Here is a 23,949-nt window from a genome sequence, read left to right on the forward strand (position 1 = left end):
AGGGGACCATGGGTAGAAATGTTGTCGTAGTGGGCACCCAGTGGGGGGACGAGGGCAAGGGCAAGGTCGTGGACCTGCTCACCGATCAGGTCGCCGCCGTGGTGCGGTTCCAGGGTGGGCACAACGCCGGCCACACCCTGGTGATCGAGGGACACAAAACCGTTCTGCACCTGATCCCCTCCGGCATCCTGCGCGCGGGGGTGCGGTGTCTGATCGGCAACGGCGTTGTGCTTTCGCCTCAGGCCTTGCTGGAAGAGATCGACATGCTGGAGGCCAACGGCGTTCCGGCGCAGGAACGGCTGGGCATCAGCGAGGCCTGTCCGTTGATCCTGCCTTACCACGTGGCCCTGGACCATGCGCGGGAACGCGCCCGCGGCAAGGCGGCCATTGGTACCACCGGTCGCGGTATTGGCCCCGCTTATGAAGACAAGGTCGCGCGCCGCGCCCTGCGCCTGGGGGATATATTCCACCGTGAGCGCTTCGCCGCGAAGCTCGGCGAGGTGCTGGATGCACACAATTTCGCGCTGCAGCACTATTACAAGACCGAGCCGGTGGATTTCCAGCAGGTGCTGGAGGGTACCCTGGAACTGGCGGAGCGGATCCGGCCCATGGTGGCAGATGTACCCGAACTCCTCTACGGCTACCAGGCGCGTGGCGAGTCGGTGCTCTTCGAGGGCGCCCAGGGCACCCTGCTGGACATCGACCACGGTACCTATCCGTTCGTGACCTCCTCCAACACTACCGCGGGGGGTGCGGCTACCGGCAGCGGTGTCGGACCGCGGTATTTCGACTATATTCTGGGTATAACCAAGGCGTATACGACCCGGGTCGGTGCTGGCCCATTTCCCACCGAGCTCATGGACGCCATGGGCGAGCACTTGGCGCGGCGCGGACATGAATTTGGCGCGACCACCGGGCGACCGCGCCGCTGCGGCTGGTTCGATGCCGTGGCGCTGCGCCGTTCGATCCAGATCAACAGCGTATCGGGTTTGTGCATAACCAAGCTGGATGTGTTGGACGGGTTGGATACCATCCGCCTGTGTGTGGGGTACCGATGCGGCGGCGCGGACCGGGCCACGCCGCCGGTGGGCGCAGAGGCATTCGCCGATTGCACGCCGATCTATGAGGAGGTGCCGGGCTGGAAGGAATCGACCGTCGGGGTTAAACACTACGACGGGCTGCCGGCCAACGCGCGCGCCTACCTGAAACGCATCGAGGAAGTCGTGCAGACGCCCGTGGACATCATCTCCACCGGGCCGGAACGCAGCGAGACCATTATCCTGCGCCACCCGTTCGCGTGATCCGGGTGGCGGTGAGTGCGGGGACGGAGGATCGTTCAGTACTGTTGCGAGAAGGATGGTGCCGAGGAGAGGACTTGAACCTCCACGGGGTTGCCCCCACTAGCACCTGAAGCTAGCGCGTCTACCAATTTCGCCACCTCGGCAGGACCGGTGCCGTTCCGTGATCGGGAAACCGGGCGGCACCGCTGCGAGAGGCGGACTTTACCGGGACTGCAAATCCTTGTCAATGAACCACCCCCAGATGCTGGGGGCATCCCGGACCGGCCCCGATGAACGGGACCATTTAACTGATTTTCAACCATTAAGGAGCATGGATGGCTAGCCGCCGCCGAAGCCAGGATCCATTCGCGGAACGCGAGGCCTACAAGTACGAGCATCCGATCCCGAGCCGCGAGTTCATCCTGAGCTACATGGCCGAACGGGCCGCGCCGCTGCGCTTGGAGGAACTCGCCGAGGGACTCGGGCTGACGGACGAGCGCGACGGAGAGGCCTTGCGCCGGCGCTTGGGTGCCATGGAGCGTGACGGTCAGGTGATCCGCAATCGCAGCAGACACTACCTGCTGGTGAATCAGGCCGACCTGGTCAGTGGACGGGTGATTGCCCATCCCGATGGATTCGGGTTCCTGGTGCCGGACGACGGTGGCGAGGATCTCTATGTGCCGGCCCGCGACATGCGCGCCCTGTTGCACGGGGACCGCGCGGTGATGCGGGTCGTGGAGGTGGACCGCCGCGGCCGGCGGGTCGCCGCCCTGGTGGAGGTGTTGGAGCGCAACACCGAAACGGTGGTGGGTCGCTTCTTCCGCGAGTCGGGGCTCGGCTTCGTGGTGCCGGACAACAAGCGCATCCACCAGCACATCGTGGTCCCGCCGGACCATCAGGGCGACGCGATTCACGGCCAGATCGTGGTGGTGCGCATTATGGAGCAGCCGACCCTGCGTACCCAGCCCATCGGTGCGGTGGCGGAGATCCTCGGCGACCACATGGCGCCGGGGATGGAAGTGGACATGGCCATCCACGCCCACGACATTCCTGCGGACTGGCCGTCCGAGGTGCTGGCGGAGGCGGCGCGCTTCGGTGATCAGGTGCCGGATGAGGCGCGGCAGGGACGCGAGGACCTGCGCGATCTGCCGCTGGTAACCATCGACGGAGCCGATGCGCGCGATTTTGACGATGCGGTCTACTGCGAACGGCGCGGGCGCAGCTGGCGTGTACTGGTGGCCATCGCGGACGTCTCCTGGTACGTGCGCCCCGGCAGCGCATTGGACGTGGAGGCGCGGCGGCGCGGTACCTCCGTATATTTCCCGGACCGTGTGATCCCGATGCTGCCGGAGCAACTGTCCAACGGACTGTGTTCCCTGAATCCCGACCGGGACCGGCTGTGCATGGTGTGTGAACTCCAGGTGGATACCGAGGGCAAGGTCACGCGCTCGCGGTTCTTCGAGGGGTTGATGCGCTCCCACGCGCGCCTGACCTACGAGGCGGTGGCCGCGATGTTGGTGGAGGGCGATGCGGACCTGCGCAAGCGCCACGCCGCTCTGGTGCCGCATCTGGAGGAACTCTACGCACTGTATCAGGCACTGCGTCAGGCGCGCGAAACCCGCGGTGCCATCGACTTCGAAACCACCGAGACACGCATTGAATACGGGCCGGACCGGCGCATCGAACGTATCGTGCCGGTGGTACGCAACGATGCCCACCGGCTCATTGAGGAATGCATGATCTCCGCCAATGTGGCGGCGGCGCGCTTCCTGGAAAAACAGCGCATGGTCGCCCTGTACCGGGTGCACGAGGGGCCCAGTGCCGACAAGCTCGAGGATCTGCGGGCGTTTTTGGCTGAACTCGGCCTGCGCCTGGGCGGCGGGGCGCGTCCCGAGGCGCACCATTTTGCGGAACTGGTGACAAAGGTGCAGGGACGTCCCGACGCGCATCTGATTCAGACGGTGCTGTTGCGCTCCCTGTCCCAGGCGGTCTACAGCCCGGAAAACGTCGGGCATTTCGGCCTTGCGCTGGATGGCTATGCCCATTTTACGTCGCCGATCCGCCGCTATCCGGACCTGCTGGTCCACCGTGCGATCCGCCATCGGCTGGCCGGCGCAGAACCGCAGGAGTTTGACTATACCCATGCCGACATGGTGGCGTTGGGGGGCCATTGTTCCACCACCGAGCGGCGCGCCGACGAGGCCACCCGCGACGCGGTCACCTGGCTGAAGTGCGAATACATGATGGACAAGGTCGGACAGGCCTTTGAAGGGACCATCACCGGGGTGACGGGGTTCGGGGTGTTCGTGGAGTTGGACGGGATCCATGTGGAGGGCCTGGTGCATATTACCGCGCTCGGCGCCGATTATTTCCACTTCGATCCGGTGCATCACCGTCTGACCGGCGAGCGCACCGCCCAGGCGTACCGGCTCGCGGACCGGATCCACGTCAAGGTGGTACGGGTGGATCTGGACGAACGCAAGATCGACTTTGAACTCGCGCAGCCCGCGGGCGGTACCGCCGCGCCGCGCCGCGGGGCCCGGCGTGGCGGCAAAGGCGGCGCCAAGGACGGTGCGCAAGGCGCGGCCACCGGGGACCGGGAGCGCGGCGCTACCCGTCATCCAAAGCGCAAGCGGCGGCGTTCGTGATCCGGGAGCCTGTGTTCATCTCCGCGCAGGGCCGGGTCCCGGCTGCGCGTTGAGAGCGGGTTCCAAGCCGTGGCTTCCGAGCACTGGGTCTTCGGGTATCACGCGGTGCGCGCGGCCCTCTCTGAGGGCGCCGACCACGTGGAGGTCCTGTGGGTGCAACTGGGCCGGCGCGATGCCCGGATCGCAGGGTTGATGGGCCGGGCGGAGGCCGCCGGCGTGGTGATCCACCGCGCCCCCCGCGCGGCCTTGGACGAGCGCTGCGGCGGTGGCCGTCACCAGGGGGTCGTGGCGCGCTGCCGTACGCCGCCCGCGGTCCAGACGGTGGACCTGGATTCCCTGCTGGCGGCGGCTGGCGCGGACTTGTTTCTGCTGGTGTTGGACGGCGTGCAGGATCCCCACAACCTGGGAGCGTGCCTGCGCACTGCAGAGGCAGCGGGCGTTCAGGGGGTCATCCTGCCCCGGGATCGCGCCGTGGGGATCACGTCCACCGTGCGCAAGGTCGCCAGCGGCGCCGCCGAGGTGATCCCGCTGTTGCAGGTGACCAACCTGGCCCGCACCCTGCGCACGCTCCGGGACGCGGGGGTCCGCTTGGTGGGGGCCGCTCCAGAGGCGCCGGCCACGGTGTATCAGGCCGACCTGCGCGGTCCCCTGGCCCTGGTTCTCGGGGGAGAGGAGAAGGGATTGCGGCGCCTGACCCGAGAGGGCTGCGACCTGCTGGTCCATTTGCCCATGGCGGGGCGGGTGGAGAGCCTGAACGTAGCGGTCGCGGCCGGCGTGCTGCTGTTCGAGGCGCAGCGTCAGCGCCGCGGCCGGTAGTGGCCGCCGCGGCCCGATTGCGCCGCCCCCGCCCCTCCAGTAGAATAGCGACCCTTAATTGTGTGAGCACAGCAGGGCGGTCCGCCGCCCGCCTCCTTGCCTTGCGCGTTGCGCGTCAGGCTGCCAAACCGTAAGGAGCAAGAATGAACCACTATGAGATCGTGTTCCTGGTCCACCCGGACCAGAGTGAGCAGGTCCCCACGATGATCGAACGCTACCGTTCGAGCATCGAGTCCCGTGGCGGGAGCATCCATCGCCTGGAGGACTGGGGTCGCCGCCAGCTCGCCTACTCAATACAGAAGGTCCCCAAGGCCCACTACGTGCTCATGAACGTGGAGTGCGACCAGGAGGCCTTGAACGAAGTGACCAGCGCGTTCCGCTTCAACGATGCGGTGTTGCGTCATCTGGTAATCCGCCGCGACGAGGCGGTCACCGAGCCCTCAGTGATGGCCAAGGGCCGTGAGGAGCGCGACACCGGCGAGCGCGGCGGCGGCCGGGATCGGGATGACCGGGACGATCGGGACGATGACGATGGTCCAGTCGGCCGCCGGGAGATGGTGGAGGCCGCACCCGCGGACTGATCCGGGAATTCGGGGGTCGGATTGGGACGGCGATGTCACAACCTGACGGTGAACCCGCCGCGAACCGGTTGTTGATCGCGGGTGTGGTGCATCGGACACCGGATACCCGGTCGGCACCCTCCGGCATTCCACTGACCCGTTTCACCCTGGAGCACCGTTCCCAACGCCAGGAGGCTGGCTTGGCGCGTCCCGTGACCTGCCGTTTACGGGTGCTGGCGGCGGGGGATGTCTTCAGTGCCGTGGTGGGTCGGCTGCGGGCGGGCTCCCAGGTGCGGGTAAGCGGCTTTCTGCACCAGGGGGTATCGCGTTACGGGCGCGGCGAGCCAGAGTTGCACGTCGAGCACATCGAACTGTTGGATTGAGTCGGATACGATCGAGGACAGGACCATGGCACGTTTTTTTCGTCGTAGGAAATATTGCCGCTTTACCGCGGAGGGTGTAAAGGAGATTGATTACAAGGATATCGCGACCCTGCGCAACTACATCACGGAGACCGGCAAGATCGTTCCCAGCCGGATCACTGGGACCCATTCCCGTTACCAGCGCCAACTGGCACGCGCCGTCAAGCGCGCGCGGTTCCTGGCTCTGTTGCCGTACACGGACCAGCACTGAGGCTGATGCCAAGCGGCGTGGATCCGCAACTCTGATTCGAGGACTGCGCGATGGAAGTGATTCTTCTTGAGAAGGTGGAACACCTGGGCAACCTGGGAGACCGGGTGCGGGTACGCCGCGGTTACGCGCGGAATTTCCTGATTCCCAAGGGTCGTGCCACCGAGGCTACGGCGGTGAATGTCGCGCGCTTCGAGGAGCGGCGCGCGGAGCTGGAAAAGCACGCCGCCGAGATGTTGGGCGGCGCCGAGGCGCGCCGTGCGCAGCTCGATCAGCTCAGTGTGACGATCGTGTCGACGGCCGGCGAAGAGGGCAAGCTGTTCGGGTCTGTGGGTGCCATCGAGATCGCTGAGGCCATTACCGCCAGCGGCATCGCGGTGGAACGGCGTGAGGTGCGACTGCCTGTCGGTCCGTTCCGTCAACTCGGGGAGTACGAGGTGACGCTGCACCTGCATGGCGACGTCGACGCCACGGTAAAGATCTCCATCGTGCCGGAATAGACAGCCCATGCCCAAGGCGCTGTCCCAATCCGGCGATACCGCCGATGCGGCGACGGCGGCGCTGCGGGTCCCGCCGCATTCCATAGACGCTGAACAAGCGGTCCTGGGCGGGTTGATGCTCGACAACCGGGCCTGGGAACAGATCTCGGATCGCATCACTGACGAGGACTTCTACCGCCGGGATCACCGCGTGGTGTTCCATGCGATCGCAGAGCTTGCCGAGCGTGGCGCGCCCTTCGATGTGGTCACTATCGGCGAACGCCTGGAAACCGCCAGCGAACTGGATACCGCCGGCGGGCTCGCTTATCTCGGAACGCTCGCCAAGAACACCCCCAGCGCGGCCAATATCAAGGCCTACGCGGACATTGTCCGCGAGCGTTCCATCCTGCGCCAATTGATCCAGATCGGCACTGAAGTGGCGAACAGCGGTTTCGAGCCCCAGGGTCGGGACGCCGCGGAATTGCTGGATCATGCGGAGCGTCTGGTGTTCGATATCGCCGAGCGCGGGGCGCGCGGGCTGCGCGGCTTCTCCAGCATCCGCGACCTGCTGACCCGGGTGGTGGACCGGATCGACACCCTCTACCAGCTCGATAATCCCATCACCGGGTTGCCCACCGGCTTTAGTGATTTCGACGATCTTACCTCGGGCCTGCAGCCTGCGGATCTGGTCATCGTGGCCGGCCGCCCGTCCATGGGCAAGACCACTTTCGCCATGAATCTGGCCGAGCACGCCGCCATCAAGTGCAAGCGGCCGGTGGCGGTATTCAGCATGGAGATGCCCGGCGAGCAGCTTGCGATGCGTATGATGTCCTCGCTGGGGCGCATTGATCAGCACCGCGTGCGCACCGGGAAGCTGCACGACGAGGATTGGCCGCGACTCACCTCTGCGATGGACCTGCTGGCCGAATCGCCGTTGTTCATCGACGATACCTCTGCCCTGACCCCCACGGACCTGCGCGCCCGCGCGCGGCGGCTCAAGCGCGAGCATGGGGATCTCGGGCTGATCATCATCGATTATCTGCAGCTCATGCAGGTGCCCGGCACTCGGGAGAACCGCGCCACCGAGATTTCCGAGATCTCGCGCTCTCTCAAGGCGCTGGCCAAGGAGTTGAATACGCCGGTGGTCGCCTTGTCACAGCTCAATCGCGGCCTTGAGCAGCGCCCCAACAAGCGCCCGATCATGTCGGACCTGCGCGAATCGGGCGCCATCGAGCAGGATGCGGACTTGATCGTGTTCATCTACCGCGACGAGGTCTACAACGAGGACAGCCCCCAGAAGGGCATCGCGGAGATCATCGTGGCGAAGCAGCGTAACGGCCCCATCGGACACGTGAATCTCACCTTCCTGGGTCAATACACGCGCTTCGAGAATCTCGCACCCGAATACTACGGAAACAACCAGGGTTTCGCGTGAGCGGTGGCGCCCGGCCAGGCACGCCGCCCGTCGCGCAGCGCTGGTTGGCGGGAGGTACGGATCGATGAGCGGCGCGCCGAAGCCGTCGCCCCGCGCCAGCGCCCGCATCGACCTGCGCGCCCTGCGCGGCAACCTGGAAAGGGTTCGGGCGCACGCCCCCGGGTCCCAGGTCATGGCCATCGTCAAGGCCAACGCGTATGGCCACGGCCTAGTGCCCGTGGCGCGCGCCCTTAGCACGGGGCCCGCTGCCGTGGATGCCTTCGGGGTGGCCTGCATGGCCGAGGCGCTGGTCCTGCGCGAGGCGGGGTTGCGCCATCCAGTGCTGTTGTTGGAGGGCGTGCTCGATGCCGCGGACCTGCGGCTCGCCGTGCACCACGGCCTGGATCTCGTGGTCCATCACCCGGAGCAGTTGGCCCTCCTGGAGCACACGCGTCTCGCGGTTCCGGTGCGGGTTTGGGTGAAGCTTGACTCCGGTATGCACCGTCTCGGTTTCCCGCTCCAGCAGGCACGCGCGCTCGGGCAGCGTCTGCTCCAGTGTCCGAATGTGTCTCCCCCCCTCGCTTGGATGACCCATTTGGCCTATGCCGATGACCGGCGCAGTCTCCGTACTCCGGAGCAGTTGGAGCGTTTTCAGGCGGCGGTGAGGGATCTGGACGGTCCGCGCAGCGTGGCCAACTCGGGGGGGGTGCTGGCGTGGCCGCAGGCCCACCTGGATTGGGTGCGCCCAGGCATCATGCTCTATGGGGTCTCCCCGTTTCTGGGCCGCAGCGCGGATCAGGAGGGGCTGCGCCCAGTGATGTCCCTGCATACCCGGCTCATCGCTGTGAATCCACTGTGCAAGGGCGACGCGGTGGGCTATGGGGGTACCTGGGTGTGTCCGCAGGACATGCCGGTGGGGGTGGCAGCCATTGGCTATGGTGATGGGTACCCGCGCCACGCCGGGATCGGGACGCCGGTGCTGGTGAACGGACGCCGTGCGGCATTGGTGGGACGAGTGTCCATGGACATGATCTGCCTGGACCTGCGTGGCCATGACGGCGCGCGGGTAGGGGACCCGGTGGTGCTGTGGGGGGCGGGGCTGCCGGTGGAGGAAGTCGCCCGCCATGCCGGCACCATTCCCTACGAGCTGCTATGCGCGGTCAGCCAGCGGGTGGCCTTCACGGTCCAGGACGAGCCGGTGCTGGTGTCGACCGGGACCGGAACCAACCCCCCCTCCTGAGGTGAGGGCCGAATCAATAGGCCCAGGTGGAGGGCTGCGCGCGCCCCTGGAGCGCTCCAGGGGGGGCGCGCGCCGATTGGATTTGTATTTAGGCGCGGGGCTTGTCTAGAATGGATCCGGGTTCCGGTTCCGCCACGGCGGCGGGTGGGGCCCGCGGACGCGACCCGGCGACGGGTAGTAAGGGCCACGGAAGGTGATCCCGTGCACCCAGAGAGTCCGCCGATGAAATTCCATTCCGATCCTTCCCCCACTCGTCCCTGGCCTGCCGCCGGTACCGATGTCCGTCGCCGGAGCGGCGAGCGGCGCGAGCGGCGCATCCCGGCCCTGCGTTACTGGCTCTACGGACGCCGACGGCGTTACCGCCGGCACGAAGACCAGGGTTACGTGGATATCTACGACCCGTTGCTGGTGTCGGTGTCCATCGCCACCCTGCTGCTGTCCTGCGCGGATGCTTACTACACCCTGCTGTTGATTACCAGCGGGGCGCGGGAATTGAACCCGGTTATGGACCTGCTGCTCGGGCAGGACGTGCGCCTGTTCGTGAGCGTGAAAATCGCGTTGACCGGGGTGGGTCTGCTGGTGCTGATGCTGCACAACAACTTCCGAGTCATCGGTGGCCTGCGGGTGTCGCATCTCAAATACGCGTTATTCTTTTTCTATCTCCTGCTGGTGGTCTACGAATTTCATCTATTGACCTATTATTGAGGCCCGATGTTGCTTGCGCGGCCGCTGGAGAATCGACCATCGGGCCTTGAGTCTTGGAGCAGAACACCGGGCTAGGCGCGGCGTGCAGACCCGCGCAGCCGCCATGGTGAACCGGGCAGCCCGGCGATGAAGTCGGCCGCGCTGCGCGGGGTTCCCACGTACTCCCCCTGAGCGGCGTCGCAGCCCATGCCGTCGAGGGTCTCCCAGAGCCGGCGGTTGCATACCCCCTCGGCGATCACTCGCAACCCCAGATTGTGGGCCAGATCGATGGTGGCACGCACGATGACCGCGTCATTCTCGTCGGTGGCCATATCCTGTACGAAGGATCGATCAATCTTGAGTTCCTCTACCGGCAAGCGTTTCAAATAGGCGAGGGAGGAGTAGCCGGTTCCGAAATCGTCGATGGAGAGGCGGATCCCGAGCCGGTGCAGGCGGGTGAGGATCTCCAGGGCCCGTTCCTGGTCCGTCATGATGGTGCTCTCAGTGATCTCCAACACCAGCCGGGACGCAGGGACTTGGTGTGCCGCTAGCATTCCCGCGAACGTGTCCGGCAGGCTCGGGTCCAAGAGCACCCGTGCGGAGACGTTCGCACATACGCCGATGTCGCGCCCGCTCCGGGTCCATTCAGCGCATTGGCGCAGGGCCTCGTCGAGGACCCAGTGGGTGAGGGGATTGATCAGGCCAGTGCGCTCCGCCAGCGGAATAAACTCGTCGGGCGGGATCAGTCCGTGTTGGGGGTGCCGCCAGCGTACCAGCGCCTCTACTTCCGTCAGCTCCCGGTCGCGCATGCGCACCTTGGGCTGGTAGTGCAGTACCAAATCGTCCTGTTCAATGGCCTGCCGCAGCTCTCCCATCAGTACCAGACGGTGTGGGCTGTACTGATCATGGGTGCGCGTATAAAAGGTGTAGCCGGTCTTCGCGTGCTTGGTGGCATACATGGCCACGTCGGCCCGCTGCAGCAGCGTGTCAGCATCGGTGCCGTGCTCCGGGAACAGTGCGATCCCGATGCTGGCGCGGACCTCCAGGTTCAGCCCGCCCACCACGCAGGACGGCTCCAGGGCCTTCAGGAGCTTGTGGGCAGCGAGCCGGGCGCCGTCGGTGTGGCTTTTCGGTAGCAGAACGGCGAATTCATCCCCTCCCAGGCGCGCCACGGTGTCCGGGTCGCGGAGCGCGCTCTTGAGCCGGGACGCGATCTGTTTCAGCACCAGGTCCCCGTTGTAATGGCCCAGGGTGTCGTTGATCTCCCGGAAGTGATCAAGATCCATGATTAGGACTGCCAACTGGTCCTGTTCCCGGCGCGCCGCGCTGATGGCCTGTTGCAGGCGATCATGGAGCAGCACCCGGTTTGGCAGGCCGGTAAGGGCATCGTGGGTGGCTTCGTAGGTAATCTTCTGCTGAGCGGCGGCGGCCTGTGCACGCAGGTCACTGGTCTGATCCAGGATCACAGCGCCGGCCTCGTAGGCCATGATCGAACCCGAGTATTGTCCCCAAATGGCGAATATGAACGGCATGGCATCCAGGATCCACAAGGCGAAATTGGTGCGCTGCGCCTCGACGACGGCTTCGATGGTCAGGTGGCCACTGGCCAGGTAGGCGGCCAGAAACGAGGCTACGAGCAGGCATAGGGCCGCGATGCTTACGCCGAGCAACGCGTATTTGTTGGTCCTGGATTTGAGCAGCTGCGCGGTGCCGACCAGAGTCTGACTCGGGGATCCGGTTATCATCATGCCGTGTCCTTGGGGCGGACTGTCGGAGTCCGGCGGCCGGGCGCGTTGGAATCAAGCGTGGTACAGCGAAATTAGCGGCGGTCCAGGAGGGAGGTTGAGGCGGGCGGGTGCCCCGCATGGCGGTAGCGACCCAAGCACAGGGGCCGCATGCTAGTATGCGGCATGTCGCCAAACCACTGAGCCACCACAGGAAGCCCCGGTGACCCGAAGCAAACTGGTGTTCGCCTGCACGGAATGCGGTGCCCAAGCCCCCAAGTGGTCCGGTCAGTGCGCGGACTGCGGCGCCTGGAATACCCTGGTGGAATCGGTTGGGGCGGCCCCCGCCCCGCGCAGTCCGCGCTTCGCGGGATATACCGGTTCTGGCGCGACGCTCCGGGTTCAGGCGCTGGCCGATGTGGCGCCGGAGTGCCGTGCCCGGTTACCCACCGGCATCGGGGAGCTGGACCGGGTGCTGGGCGGCGGCCTGGTGGCCGGTTCGGTAGTGCTTATCGGCGGCGATCCGGGCATCGGCAAGTCCACCCTGCTTCTACAGGCACTGGCGTCGCTGCCCACTGATGCTTCCAGCCTGTACGTGAGCGGCGAGGAGTCGCCGGAGCAGATCAGCCTGCGGGCGCGGCGCCTGTCCTTGCCGGTGGAACGTCTGCGGATGCTGGCGGAGACCCGCGTGGAGGACGTGCTCGCGGTGGCGGAACGGGAGCGCCCCGGGGTGCTGGTGGTGGACTCGATCCAGACGGTCTATACCGAGTTGCTGCAATCCGCGCCGGGGTCGGTGGCGCAGGTGCGGGAGACGGCGGCGCAGCTGGTGCGGTTCGCCAAGCAGACTGGTACCGCCGTGTTCCTGGTAGGTCACGTGACCCGCGAAGGGACTATCGCGGGTCCACGGGTCCTGGAGCACATGGTGGACACGGTGCTCTACTTCGAGGGCGACGTGGGCGGGCGGTTCCGAGTGATCCGCGCGGTGAAGAACCGGTTCGGTGCGGTCAATGAACTTGGCGTGTTCGCGATGGCGGAGGGCGGGCTCAAGGAGGTGAGCAATCCGTCGGCAATTTTCCTGTCGCGCCACGAGGAGCCGGTGCCGGGCAGTGTGATCATGGTGACCCGCGAGGGCAGTCGGCCCCTGCTGGTGGAGGTGCAGGCCCTGGTGGATACGGGACACAGCGGTAACCCGCGTCGGGTGACGCTCGGGCTGGAGCAGAACCGGCTGGCGATGTTGCTGGCGGTACTGCATCGTCATGGGGGCATCGCGATGTATGATCAGGACGTCTATGTAAACGTGGTAGGGGGAGTTCGCGTTACGGAGACTGCCGCCGATCTCGCGGTGGTGCTCGCGGTCCTTTCCAGCTTCCGCAGCCGGCCGCTGCCGGTGGATTTGGTGGCGTTCGGAGAAGTGGGTTTGGCGGGGGAGATCCGCCCGGTGCCGAGCGGGCAGGAGCGCCTGCGGGAGGCGGCCAAGCACGGGTTCCGCCACGCTATCGTCCCGAAGGCCAACGTGCCTAAGACGGGGGTGCAGGGCATGGAGGTGGTGGGCGCACAGCGCCTGGCCGAGGTCTTGGACCGGCTCTGACCGGCGGCGCGCCGGAATCGCCGTGACCGGGATTTCAACCCAGGGACGAGAGTTCCCGGTTGAGCAGCTCGGGGTCGCCGAGGTTCAGTTCCACCAAGCGGCGCAGGTGGGCGATGCTGTCGATATCGATGTGGACGCAGCGCAGTCCGAGACGCTCGGGTTCCACGTGCGCGACCACGACCTCCATGTGAATGCGTGCCGTGCCCATGCCGAGGGGGATTTCCAGGGCCAGGGTGTCGCCGCTGGTGCCGTCCCAGTTCGGAGGGCGCTCCAATAGCGCGCCCTTCAGGGAGATATCCAGTAACTGGCTCTCCCAGCATGCCCCCCCCGGGACCCGCAGGGTGACTGGGGCGTCGAATGGGATGCGGCTGAAATGGCGCCGTTCCCCGGGCTTGTCATTTGGCGCCATGAAAACGCTCCTGGGTTGGGTTCGGGAGGTCCTTCCCTCACGGATCTATCATAGCACTCCAGGGCGCGGCCGCCGCCGCGCTGCCCGTCAACGTCCCGGAATGGCCGCCGCGCCGCGCCGCCGGCGTCGCACCGGCCAGATCCGTACCTTCTTCACCACATTGTCCTTCGCCTGCACGATCTCCATCGGGTAGTCCGCCAGCATGAGGCTGGTCCCCGCCTCCGGGATGTGTTCCAGGTATTCCACGATCAGACCGTTCAGGGTCTTGGGGCCGTCGGTAGGCAGGTGCCACTGCATGTTGCGGTTCAGCTCGCGCACGTTGGCGCTGCCGTCCACCAGATAGGACCCGTCCGTCTGCGGGACCACATCCTTGACCGAGGCCGACGGGTCCGTGGTGAACTCGCCGACGATTTCCTCCAGGATATCCTCCAAGGTGGCCAATCCCTGTATGTCCCCGTATTCGTCGACCACCAGTCCGATGCGCTGCTTCTGGCGCTGGAAGCTGAGCAACTGGCGGTTCAAGGGGGTCCCCTCGGGGATGAACGTGGGTTCGCGGACCGATGCGCGCAGGGTGTCGTGGGTAAACTCACCGCGGGCGATCAGGGGCAGGACCCGGCGGATGTGCAGGAAGCCGATTACGTTATCGATGCTCTCCTGATACACCGGTACCCGGGTGTACTGGCCGGTGCTGAGTTGTTCGACGATCACGTTCCAATCGTCGTCCAGATCTACTCCGATGATTTCGTTGCGGGGCACCATGATGTCTTCCACCGTTACCCGCTCCAGATCCAGGATGCTGAGCAGCATCCGTTGGTGGCGGCGCGGGATCATGGCACCCGCCTCCATTACCACCGTTCGCAGTTCTTCCTCATTGAGGTGGGTGACCGAGGCCTCGTCGAGCGATATCCCCAATAGCCGCAACAGGCCGTTGGCCAAGACGTTTACCACCCACACCACGGGGGTCAGCACGCGCAGTAGCGGGTGCAGGATGAACGACGCGGGGTAAGCGATGCGTTCCGGGTGCAGCGCCGCCAGGGTTTTCGGTGCGACCTCCGAGAAGATCAACACCGCAAGAGTCAGCAAACCAGCGGCCACCGCAATGCCCGCCTCGCCCATCAGCCGCAGGGCTATCACCGTGGCCAGCGACGACGCCACGATGTTGACGAAGTTGTTCCCCAGGAGGATCAGCCCGATCAGCCGATCCGGGCGTTCCAGCAGCCGGCTCACACGCACGGCGCCCGGATGCCCCGCCTTCGCCAGGTGACGCAGGCGGTAGCGGTTCAGCGCCATCAGACTGGTCTCGGACCCGGAAAAGAACGCGGACAGGAGGATCAGGACTACCAGCGTGCCGAACAGCACGCTTAATGGGACATCGTCCAAAGAGGGCTTGCCTCGCCGTGTAGGGGGGGTTGGGCTAATGTTCCGGGGCGGCGGCGTCGGATGTCAAGCGCCGCGCCGGAATGCCCGGGCGTCAGCCCGAGACACGGTGCAGGATCAGGTCCAGCACCATTTTGCTGCCAAAATAGGCCAACATCAGGGAAAAGATGCCACCCAGTGTCCAGCGGATTGCGGTCGGTCCGCGCCATCCGAAGCGTCGTCGGCCCCACAGCAGCACCGCGAAAACCAGCCACGCGGCGATGGATAGCACGGTTTTGTGGACCAGATGCTGGGCAAAGATGTCATGCAGGAAGAACATGCCGGTGACCAGTGCCAGGCTGAGCAGCACGAAGCCCACCGCGATCATCTGAAACAGCAGCGCTTCCATGGTCTGCAGCGGCGGCAGCGCCCGCACCAAGCCACCGGGATGCTTGTTGCGCAGGTGGTGATGTTGTACCGCGAGCAGAATTGCCTGCAGGGAGGCGATACTCAACACGCTGTAGGCAAGCAGCGAGATCACGATGTGGGCGTCCAGCGCCCAGCCCATACGACCGAGGATCTGCGGCGCGTGGAATACCCCGTCGAGACTCACCGCCACCGCCGCAACCGGGTAGAGCAGAATTCCGACGCTTTCCAGCGGCCGGCTGACGGCGCTGATCAGCAGTAGTACCACCATGATCCAGGCGACCAAGGACAGGGAATTGAAAAAACCCATGTTCAGCACGCCGTGACCGAGGATGCTGTGATAGGTCACGATGCCATGCAGCAGTGCCGCGATTGCGCCGGGCAGCAGCAGCGTCGCCTTGCCCGCGGTGATGCCCTGGGCGGCCCGCAGCATGCGCCGGCCCAACAGGATCGCGGCACCCACGTAGGCGATCATCGCCAGGAGGTTGATGACGTCGAACTTTATCGGCGGCATCCGTTGGTTCTCACTGCGTTGGATCCCTAAGGAGGTGACGTCGAGGGTCGGTGGCGACCCGCGGCCACGACGGTTTCGCGCCGGCGGGCGTGGTGCCCGTGCACCCGAATGTCCGGTATAATCCCATGGGCTGTTGCCCGGTACAAGGCGCTACACTAGGGCGTACCGGCTACTATCCATGGTGTTCCACGGCCCCCTGCTGCCGGGCCTCATCCGAGTGCCAATATGTTCGACAACCTGAGTGAACGATTGAGGACCACCTTGCGCCGTGTCCGCGGCCAGGGCCGTTTGACCGAGGAAAACGTCCGGGACGCCCTGCGCGACGTGCGTATGGCCCTGCTTGAGGCGGATGTCGCCCTGCCGGTGGTGCGCGAATTCATCGAGCGGGTACGGGTGCGCGCGGTGGGCCGGGAAGTCAGCGCCAGCGTCACCCCCGGCCAAGCGCTGGTGAAGGTGGTCCATGACGAGCTGATCGCGGTCATGGGCGCGGCCAATGAAGAACTGGACCTCAATGTCCGCGCACCGGCGGTGGTGCTGATGGCTGGTCTGCAGGGATCCGGTAAGACCACCAGTACCGCGAAGCTCGCCCGCTGGCTGCGGGAGAGCCGTAACCGCAAGGTGCTGGTGGCCAGTTGCGACGTGTACCGGCCCGCCGCCATCGAGCAGCTCCAGACACTGGCGCGGGAAGTCGATGTGCAGTTCCATCCCAGCGACCCGTCCCAGGACCCGGTGCAGATCGCGCGCGCGGCGGTGGAACAGGCGCGCAGGCAGTTCCTCGACGTGGTAATCCTCGACACCGCCGGGCGGATGCACGTGGATGCCGCGATGATGGAAGAGATTCGCCGCATCCATGCCGCCACGGAGCCGGCGGAAACCCTGTTCGTGGTGGACAGCATGACCGGTCAGGACGCGGCCAACACCGCGCGCGCCTTCCACGAGGCCTTGCCCCTGACCGGGGTGATCCTCACCAAGGCGGACGGCGACGCCCGGGGCGGGGCCGCCCTGTCGATCCGTCAGATCACCGGTAAGCCGATCAAATTCCTCGGGGTAGGGGAGAAGACCGCGGCCCTGGAGCCGTTCCATCCGGACCGGATTGCGTCTCGGATCCTGGGCATGGGGGATGTCCTGAGCCTGGTGGAGGAGGCGGAGCGAACCGTTGACAAGGAGAAGGCCGCCAAGCTTGCCGGCAAGCTCGCGAAGGGTAAAGGTTTCAATTTGGAGGATTTTCGCGACCAGCTGGAGCAGATGCAGAATATGGGCGGCTTGGCGGGCCTGATGGAGAAGCTGCCCGGGGCCGCGGAACTGCCGGCGGCGGCCCGGAACCAGATGAGCGACCGGGACGTGCGGCGCATGATCGCCATTATCCAGTCCATGACCGCCCAGGAGCGGCGTTTTCCGGACTGCATCCGTGGATCCCGGAAGCGGCGTATCGCCGCCGGGTCCGGGGCCCAGGTGCAGGAGGTCAACCGTCTCCTGAAGCAGCATGCCCAGATGCAGAAGATGATGAAAAAGATGTCCAAGGGCGGCATGGCGAAGCTGATGCGGGGTCTCAAGGGGCGATTCCCCCAGGGGCTGCCGTTCTAGCCGGGATTTTCCGCCGGTTTCCCGCAACCGCCCTCGCTGGGGCCCGGTATGTCCTGTGCCCACCTGCCGGGTACCGGCCGGCCTTTGCCCCTGCGGCCCCGCGCTGCAAACGCCGCGATGCCCGTGACGAACCTCGGTGGGAAATCCGGGTGCTCAACCCGGGCTGGAGCCTTCCCTTTTCCCGATATTCGCGTAAAATGCACCGTTTAGCTCGGTTGAGCGCCCACCCGGTGGGGCGTTGAACCGGCGCGCACCCCCTTGAGGACAGCTTTCATGGTAACGATACGTTTGGCCCGCCGCGGCGCGAAGAAGCGCCCGTTCTTCAACATCGTCGTTGCCGACAGCCGCAACGCGCGCGATGGCCGTTTCATCGAGCGCCTGGGTTACTTTAACCCCATCGCCACCGGCGGCGAGACGCGCCTGCACCTGGACGCTGAGCGGGTGAGCTACTGGCTGTCCCAGGGCGCCCAGGCGTCGGATCGTGTGGCCAGCTTGATCAAGCAGCAGCAAAGCGCCGCCTGAGCCCTCTGCGGGTGGAGTTTCCCCGGAGCGGAGTGTGAAATGAGCCTGCATGCACGCGACATGGTGCCGGTGGGTCGTGTCTCGGGGGTGTACGGTGTGCGGGGCTGGGTGCGAATCCATTCCTACACCGAGCCCAGGGAAGCGGTGCTCGACTTGGTGCCGTGGTTCCTGCGCGACGGGGACCAGTGGCAGGCAGTAGCCGTGCACGCGGGTCGCCGTCACGGCAGGGGCGTAGTGGCCTGTCTTGCGGACTGCGCGGAGCCAGTCGCCGCCCGGGCCCTGATGGGCCGCGAGATCGGGGTGCGGCGCGGTCAATTTCCGTCCCCGGAGCCCGGGCGTTATTACTGGGTCGATCTGGAGGGACTGCGGGTCGAGACCCTCAGCGGTCATGCTCTGGGGGTAGTCGCCCACCTGCTGGAGACCGGCGCCAACGACGTGCTGGTGGTGCGCGGGGAGCGCGAACGCCTGATCCCTTTCGTTCCCGAACGGGTGGTGACGGAAGTGGACCTGGAGGGCGGGGTCCTAAAGGTGGATTGGGACCCGGAGTTCTGAGCCGGGTTGAACGCACCGGTAGTGGATCCAATCATGCGGATCGATGTCGTGACCCTGTTTCCGGAGATGGTGGAAGCGGGTACCGGTTGCGGGATCACCGGGCGCGCGCGGGAGCGCGGGCTGCTGGAACTGCGGGTTTGGAATCCGCGTTCTTACGCGACGGATCGCCACCGCAGCGTCGACGACCGCCCCTACGGCGGCGGACCGGGCATGGTCATGGCCGTGGCACCCCTGCAGGCGGCGATACGCGCCGCGCGGCAGGCGGCGGGCGGACCCAGCCGGACCCTGTACCTCACGCCACAGGGGCGCCGGCTGGACCAGCAGGCGGTGCGCGAGTTGGCGGCGCGCCCGGGTTTCATCCTGGTGGCGGGGCGCTATGAAGGCGTCGACGAGCGGCTGGTGGAGCGCGAGATCGACGAGGAGTGGTCGATCGGGGACTACGTGCTCAGCGGCGGCGAGCCGGCAGCCCTGGTGCTCATCGATGCGGTGACGCGGTTGCTGCCCGGCGCGCTGGGCGACGAGGATTCGGCCCGCCAGGACTCGTTCAGCGACGGGCTGCTGGATTGTCCGCACTACACGCGTCCGGAGGAAGTGGAGGGGTGCCGTGTACCGCCGGTGCTGTTGAGCGGCGATCACGATGCAGTGCGCCGCTGGCGGCGCAAGCAGGCCCTGGGCCGCACTTGGCGCCGGCGTCCGGAGTTGCTGCAGGGCGTGGAGCTGGACGCGGAGGCACGCGGATTGCTGGAGGAGTTCATCCGCGAGCAATCCGCGGAACGCGGGGGTTGAAGCATTGTCAGTGGGGAACGTAGCAAGCCGACCTTCCGGTCCGCGGTCCCGCCTCCTTTGCGGAGCGCGGGGCCGAGTGGAGGGTAGTGTAATCAACCGAATTAGCGAAGGCGAAACCGAAGGGAGCGCTGTCTGCCTGCCTTCTTCCGCCTTGGTCACCGGCATGAGGGGATCGAACCATGGGTAACAACATCATCGAGGAAATCGAGAAGGAGCAGATGGGCCGTGTAGTCCCCACCTTCGCCCCCGGTGACATCGTAGTGGTCCAGGTCAAGGTGAAGGAAGGCAACCGGGAGCGGTTGCAGGCCTTCGAGGGTGTAGTGATCGCCAAGCGCAACCGCGGGCTCAACTCCTCGTTCACCGTGCGCAAGGTTTCCCACGGCGAGGGCGTGGAACGGGTGTTCCAGACCTACAGCCCGGCAGTGGAGGACATCACTGTCAAGCGGCGCGGCGACGTGCGTCGGGCCAAGCTGTATTATCTGCGCGAACGCGAAGGCAAAGCCGCGCGCATCAAGGAGAAGCTCGGTCGCAAGCAGGACGGCTGAGCCATGCCGCCGCGCCCTGCGACCGGTCCTGGTGCTTCGGAGTCCACCCGGGTGCCACGCCGGGCGCCGCGGGATCGGGACGGCGGTTTCCAGACCATCGTTCCTGCGCCGTTCGGCGCATTGGGCGTGCGTGTGCACGACGGCATGCTCTGGACCATTGATTGTCTGCCGCGTTGCCGGTCGTGGCTGGTGCCCGGCGATCCCCTTGCCGCGCGGATGATGGAGGCGCTGGAGCGCTACCTGCAGGATCCCAAAACACCCTGGACCCTCCCGGTGGCACGCCGTGGCACGCCGTTTCAACAACGGGTGTGGGCAGCCCTGCGGCGCATTCCTCCCGGCCGGACCCTGACCTATGGCGAACTGGCCGCGCGCTTGGGCAGCGGCGCGCGGGCGGTGGGTGCCGCGTGCCGTGCGAATCCGGTTCCAGTGGTGGTGCCCTGCCACCGGGTAGTGGCCTGCGATGGGATCGGTGGCTACGACGGGCAAACCGAAGGGGCACGGTTGACGGTCAAGCGCTGGCTCCTGCGTCACGAAGGCGCGCGCCTCGTTTAGTGTTTCGCGCTTGGATGCCCGCCCGCAGGGGAGTCGCCGCAAGGTACCCGGCCATCGCCTGCGTCCGCGCCTTGATCGGATGCCTTGGAGGAACCCCGGGTGTGCCCCCAAGCGTACAACACTACGCGAGCCTGAACCTGGTCCTGGTCCAGCTTCTTGTCCGGAACCATCCCCAAGCGGGTTCCGCCTTGAAAACGCCTGCCTGAATCCCTTACCTTTACCCCGTTGCGGTCGTGCCGCGTCCGCGGGCATAGGGAGAGTCCGAACCGATGAGCGTTGAGGCCCACAAGGAGACCCTGAGTTTTCAGGCCGAGGTTCGGCAACTGCTGAACCTGATGATCCATTCCCTATATTCCAATAAAGAGATCTTCCTGAGGGAGCTGATCTCCAACGCTGCCGACGCCTGTGACAAGCTGCGTTTCGAGGCGCTCACCGACGACGCCCTGTACGAAGGGGATTCTGACCTGGCGGTGTGCATTTCCGTCGATCGTGAACGGCGTACCGTCACGGTGGCGGACAATGGCGTTGGCATGACCCGGGCCGAGGTGATGGACAACATCGGGACGATCGCGCGTTCCGGGACCCGCCAGTTCCTGAACAGCCTGACCGGAGATCAGTCCAAGGACACCCAGTTGATCGGCCAGTTCGGAGTGGGTTTCTACTCCGCGTTTATCGTGGCGGATCGCATTACCCTGGTCACCCGCCGCGCCGGTCTCGGCCCCGAACACGGCGTGCGTTGGGAATCCGACGGACAGGGTGACTATTCCCTGGAGACAATGGAGCGACCCGGGCGTGGCACTGAGGTGACCCTGCACCTGCGCGAAGGCGAGGACGAGTTTCTGGAAGGTCTGCGTCTGCGCACCATCGTGCGCAAATATTCCGATCATGTGCCGTTGCCGGTCCGTATGCGCAAGGAAGGGGATGCCGGTCTGGAGACGCTTAATCGCGCCTCGGCGCTGTGGGGCCGGCGCCGCAACGAGATCACCGACGAGGAATACAAAGAGTTCTACAAGCATGTTGCCCACGACTTCGAGGATCCCTTGGTCTGGGTCCACAACCACGTGGAGGGCAAGGTATCCTACCATTCGTTGCTCTACATCCCGGCCCGTCCCCCGTTCGATCTGTGGGACCGGGAGCGTCGCCACGGCCTCAAGCTGTATGTGCGGCGCGTGTTCATCATGGACGACACCGAGCACCTGTTGCCTCAGTACCTCCGGTTCGTGCGCGGCGTGGTGGATTCCGAGGATCTACCCCTCAACGTCTCCCGCGAGATCCTCCAGCACAACCGCGAGATCGAGCAGATCCGCTCGGCCCTGGTCAAGCGGCTGCTGACGACGTTGGAGGAAATGAGCGCCAACGAGCCGGAACAGTACGCGCGGTTCTGGGAGTCCTTCGGCAAGGTCATGAAGGAGGGGCCGGCGGAAGACTACGCCAACCGTGACCAGATCGCGGGCCTGTTGCGGTTCTCATCCACCCACGCCGACCGGCCGGTGCAGGATGTGTCGCTGAAGGACTATCTGGCGCGCATGAAGCCCGGCCAGGACAAGATCTACTATCTCACCGCCGAGAGTTTCGCCGCCGCCCGCAACAGCCCACACCTCGAACGGCTGCGCAAGAAGGACGTCGAGGTCTTGCTGCTCTGCGACCGGGTGGATGAGTGGCTGGTTTCGCATCTCACGGAATTCGACGGCAAGCCCTTGCATTCGGTGGCCAAGGGCGACTTGGAACTAGGTGCGCTGGAGGATCAGGAGGAGAAGCGCAGCGTCGAGCAGGCGGAGTCGGATTACAAGGAGCTGCTGGAGCGGATGAGCGCGGCGCTTGGCGAGCGGGTCAAGGAAGTCCGGGTTACCCACCGGCTCACCACCTCACCGGCGTGCTTGGTGCTCGATGAGCACGACATGCCGGTCCATCTGCAACGCATGCTCAAGGCGGCCGGCCAAGAGGTGCCCTCCGCCCATCCGATCCTGGAGATCAACCCGGGGCACCTATTGGTGCAGCGCCTGAAGGACGAGCAAGACCCCCAGCGTTTCAGCGATTGGGCCTCGATCCTGTTCGATCAGGCCTTGCTGGCGGATGGCGGGCAGTTGGAGGATCCGGCCGCGTTCGTGGGCCGGCTCAACGAACTCCTGCTCCTCCTGACCCGAAAGTGAACGCGGCGAAGGCCGTACGCCCGCCTGCCGGGCGGCGCGTGCGCGGTTGGTGAATCTCTCCGTCGCGGTTCTGCTGCTGGTTTTCGTGGCGATCGCGGCGCGCACTGTGGATGGACTGCGTCTGCCGATCTGGCAGATCATGGGTCTCGGGGCCTTGGCGGTCCTCGTAAGTGGGCAAATCGGGCCGGTCGCCGCGCTGCGTGCCATCGACCCTGATGTCATGGTGTTTCTGGCCGCCATGTTTCTGGTGGGCACGGCGCTGGAGCGCAGCGGCTACCTTGCCCAGCTGGCAGCGCGGTTGTTCCAGGGCGCACGGTCCGTGGACCGCTTGGTGCTCACCGTACTGTTCGGAGTGGGCGCCGCCTCCGCCCTGCTGATGAACGATACCCTCGCGGTGGTGGGAACACCGCTGATGCTGATGCTCGCCCGTACGCATCGGATCGACGCCCGCATGCTACTGCTCACGCTGGCCTTCGCTGTTACCCTCGGCAGTGTCATGAGCCCCATCGGCAACCCGCAGAATCTGCTGATCGCGCTGCACGGCGGCATGAACGACCCGTTCCTTGCGTTTCTGTCCTATTTGGCGCTGCCCACCGCCTTGAACCTGTTGCTCGCCTACGGAGTTCTGCGCTGGCGGTTCCGATCCCGGTTTCATGGCGATCAGCTGGTGCACGTGCCAGTCCCGGTGACCGACCCGCATCTGGCCATGCTGGCCCGCAGCGCGTTGCGAATCCTGGTCCTGCTGCTGGTTGTGCGGATCGCCCTGCGGTGGCTGGGTCTGCCGGCGCCGCCGTTGTCCGCGGCCGCCGCCGCGGCCGCGCTGCCGCTGGTGATCTTCAGTCCCCGGCGCGGTGAACTGATGCGCAACATCGATTGGAGCACCCTGGTGTTTTTCGCGGCGATGTTCGTGTTGATGCAAAGTGTGTGGGACAGTGGGTTCTTTCAAGGTTGGATGGCCCGCTTCGATCTGCGGATCGACGCCATCCCGACCATCCTGGTGGTCAGCACGCTGCTCAGCCAACTCATCTCCAACGTGCCTCTGGTGGCCCTCTATTTGCCGATGCTGACCCATGCCGGTGGATCCGAAGCGGCGCTGCTGGCCTTGGCTGTGGGCAGCACTGTGGCAGGCAACCTGTTTATCCTGGGCGCGGCCAGCAACGTGATCATCGTGCAGGGCGCGGAGCGTCGTGGTGGACCATCGCTGAGCTTTCTGGAATTCGCGTCCGTCGGTGTGCCGATCACTGTGCTTAGTCTCGGTGTGTACTGGGGGTTTTTCCACTGGGTCTACGGGTTCACTGCCTGATTCCGTGCGCCTGCTAATAAGGGGAACCCGTGTTCGGGAGTGTGGTCTGACCTGAGAGGCAGGTGCGTGTCCCGCTGTGACCGGGGGCTGGGTTCGCGTCGTGCTACACTTGGGTACAGGTGGTATACGTGGTGGATCGTGCCGGTGGATTGTGCCCGGTGTGTGGTAGGGACCTTCGATTCCTCGA

Annotated in this window: 23 protein-coding genes and 1 tRNA gene; 19 read left to right on the forward strand and 5 right to left on the reverse strand. The window is 65.7% G+C overall.

From position 1 onward, the window contains the following. Positions 1-8 precede the first annotated feature (8 nt). Complete coding sequence (locus B7Z66_04130; protein OYV77585.1) at positions 9-1,301, forward strand: adenylosuccinate synthase; 1,293 nt, start codon at positions 9-11, stop codon at positions 1,299-1,301. Positions 1,302-1,357: 56 nt separating this feature from the next. Here the strand turns inward: B7Z66_04130 and B7Z66_04135 are convergent. Then, positions 1,358-1,444 (reverse strand) — tRNA-Leu (locus B7Z66_04135). Between the two features lie 171 nt (positions 1,445-1,615). On the opposite strand from B7Z66_04135, the gene B7Z66_04140 reads away from it, so the two are divergent. The 9 genes from B7Z66_04140 (at position 1,616) to B7Z66_04180 (ending at position 9,772) form a co-directional block, all read left to right on the forward strand. Next, positions 1,616-3,928 carry a ribonuclease R gene (locus tag B7Z66_04140; GenBank protein ID OYV77586.1) on the forward strand — a complete coding sequence of 771 codons (2,313 nt, stop codon included), beginning with the start codon at positions 1,616-1,618 and terminating at the stop codon, positions 3,926-3,928. Positions 3,929-3,997: 69 nt separating this feature from the next. Continuing rightward, positions 3,998-4,744, forward strand: coding sequence for a 23S rRNA (guanosine(2251)-2'-O)-methyltransferase RlmB (locus B7Z66_04145; protein ID OYV77587.1), 747 nt, complete (start codon positions 3,998-4,000; stop codon positions 4,742-4,744). 143 nt (positions 4,745-4,887) lie between these two features. Next, positions 4,888-5,325: a 30S ribosomal protein S6 gene (locus tag B7Z66_04150; protein OYV77588.1), complete on the forward strand. Its 438-nt coding sequence runs from the start codon at positions 4,888-4,890 to the stop codon at positions 5,323-5,325. A 32-nt stretch (positions 5,326-5,357) separates the two neighbouring features. After that, complete coding sequence (locus tag B7Z66_04155; protein ID OYV77589.1) at positions 5,358-5,687, forward strand: primosomal replication protein N; 330 nt, start codon at positions 5,358-5,360, stop codon at positions 5,685-5,687. A 25-nt stretch (positions 5,688-5,712) separates the two neighbouring features. Continuing rightward, on the forward strand, positions 5,713-5,937 hold the full coding sequence (locus B7Z66_04160) for a 30S ribosomal protein S18 (GenBank protein ID OYV77590.1): 225 nt from the start codon (positions 5,713-5,715) through the stop codon (positions 5,935-5,937). 50 nt (positions 5,938-5,987) lie between these two features. Beyond that, entirely contained in the window at positions 5,988-6,434 is a 447-nt protein-coding gene (locus B7Z66_04165; protein OYV77591.1) for a 50S ribosomal protein L9, read from the forward strand. Between the two features lie 7 nt (positions 6,435-6,441). Then, positions 6,442-7,848, forward strand: a complete 1,407-nt coding sequence (locus tag B7Z66_04170) for a replicative DNA helicase (GenBank protein OYV77592.1) — start codon at positions 6,442-6,444, stop codon at positions 7,846-7,848. A 64-nt stretch (positions 7,849-7,912) separates the two neighbouring features. Next, complete coding sequence (locus B7Z66_04175; protein ID OYV77593.1) at positions 7,913-9,067, forward strand: alanine racemase; 1,155 nt, start codon at positions 7,913-7,915, stop codon at positions 9,065-9,067. A 222-nt stretch (positions 9,068-9,289) separates the two neighbouring features. Continuing rightward, positions 9,290-9,772, forward strand: a complete 483-nt coding sequence (locus B7Z66_04180; GenBank protein ID OYV77594.1) for a hypothetical protein — start codon at positions 9,290-9,292, stop codon at positions 9,770-9,772. Between the two features lie 71 nt (positions 9,773-9,843). Here B7Z66_04180 and B7Z66_04185 read toward each other — a convergent pair whose 3' ends face one another. After that, entirely contained in the window at positions 9,844-11,496 is a 1,653-nt protein-coding gene (locus B7Z66_04185; protein OYV77648.1) for a GGDEF-domain containing protein, read from the reverse strand. 202 nt (positions 11,497-11,698) lie between these two features. Between B7Z66_04185 and B7Z66_04190 the strand changes: the two genes are divergently transcribed. Next, positions 11,699-13,063 (forward strand): DNA repair protein RadA, encoded by a 1,365-nt coding sequence (locus B7Z66_04190; protein ID OYV77595.1) that lies wholly within the window; start codon positions 11,699-11,701, stop codon positions 13,061-13,063. Positions 13,064-13,097: 34 nt separating this feature from the next. Here the strand turns inward: B7Z66_04190 and B7Z66_04195 are convergent, their stop codons facing one another. From B7Z66_04195 to B7Z66_04205, 3 genes are all read right to left on the reverse strand, one after another. Next, on the reverse strand, positions 13,098-13,472 hold the full coding sequence (locus B7Z66_04195) for a hypothetical protein (GenBank protein ID OYV77596.1): 375 nt from the start codon (positions 13,470-13,472) through the stop codon (positions 13,098-13,100). A gap of 87 nt (positions 13,473-13,559) precedes the next feature. After that, the gene (locus tag B7Z66_04200; protein OYV77597.1) at positions 13,560-14,852 is read right to left on the reverse strand and encodes a magnesium/cobalt efflux protein; all 1,293 of its coding nucleotides are present in this window, start codon (positions 14,850-14,852) and stop codon (positions 13,560-13,562) included. A gap of 91 nt (positions 14,853-14,943) precedes the next feature. Then, positions 14,944-15,768, reverse strand: coding sequence for a hypothetical protein (locus B7Z66_04205; GenBank protein ID OYV77598.1), 825 nt, complete (start codon positions 15,766-15,768; stop codon positions 14,944-14,946). 225 nt (positions 15,769-15,993) lie between these two features. Here B7Z66_04205 and B7Z66_04210 point away from each other — a divergent pair, with 225 nt between their 5' ends. The 8 genes from B7Z66_04210 (at position 15,994) to B7Z66_04245 (ending at position 23,762) form a co-directional block, all read left to right on the forward strand. Beyond that, entirely contained in the window at positions 15,994-17,352 is a 1,359-nt protein-coding gene (locus B7Z66_04210) for a signal recognition particle protein (protein OYV77599.1), read from the forward strand. Positions 17,353-17,625: 273 nt separating this feature from the next. Then, complete coding sequence (locus B7Z66_04215) at positions 17,626-17,874, forward strand: 30S ribosomal protein S16 (GenBank protein ID OYV77600.1); 249 nt, start codon at positions 17,626-17,628, stop codon at positions 17,872-17,874. A gap of 39 nt (positions 17,875-17,913) precedes the next feature. Further along, a complete protein-coding gene (locus tag B7Z66_04220) occupies positions 17,914-18,426 on the forward strand; it encodes a ribosome maturation factor RimM (protein OYV77601.1) in 513 nt (170 codons plus the stop codon). 33 nt (positions 18,427-18,459) lie between these two features. Continuing rightward, a complete protein-coding gene (locus tag B7Z66_04225; protein ID OYV77649.1) occupies positions 18,460-19,212 on the forward strand; it encodes a tRNA (guanosine(37)-N1)-methyltransferase TrmD in 753 nt (250 codons plus the stop codon). A 179-nt stretch (positions 19,213-19,391) separates the two neighbouring features. Next, complete coding sequence (locus tag B7Z66_04230; GenBank protein OYV77602.1) at positions 19,392-19,757, forward strand: 50S ribosomal protein L19; 366 nt, start codon at positions 19,392-19,394, stop codon at positions 19,755-19,757. A gap of 3 nt (positions 19,758-19,760) precedes the next feature. Further along, positions 19,761-20,309 (forward strand): hypothetical protein, encoded by a 549-nt coding sequence (locus tag B7Z66_04235; GenBank protein OYV77603.1) that lies wholly within the window; start codon positions 19,761-19,763, stop codon positions 20,307-20,309. Positions 20,310-20,578: 269 nt separating this feature from the next. Next, on the forward strand, positions 20,579-22,459 hold the full coding sequence (locus B7Z66_04240) for a molecular chaperone HtpG (GenBank protein OYV77604.1): 1,881 nt from the start codon (positions 20,579-20,581) through the stop codon (positions 22,457-22,459). Between the two features lie 49 nt (positions 22,460-22,508). Further along, entirely contained in the window at positions 22,509-23,762 is a 1,254-nt protein-coding gene (locus B7Z66_04245) for an anion transporter (GenBank protein OYV77650.1), read from the forward strand. The last annotated feature ends 187 nt before the right edge of the window (positions 23,763-23,949 follow it).

This window comes from Chromatiales bacterium 21-64-14 (assembly GCA_002255365.1).
GTDB lineage: Bacteria > Pseudomonadota > Gammaproteobacteria > 21-64-14 > 21-64-14 > 21-64-14.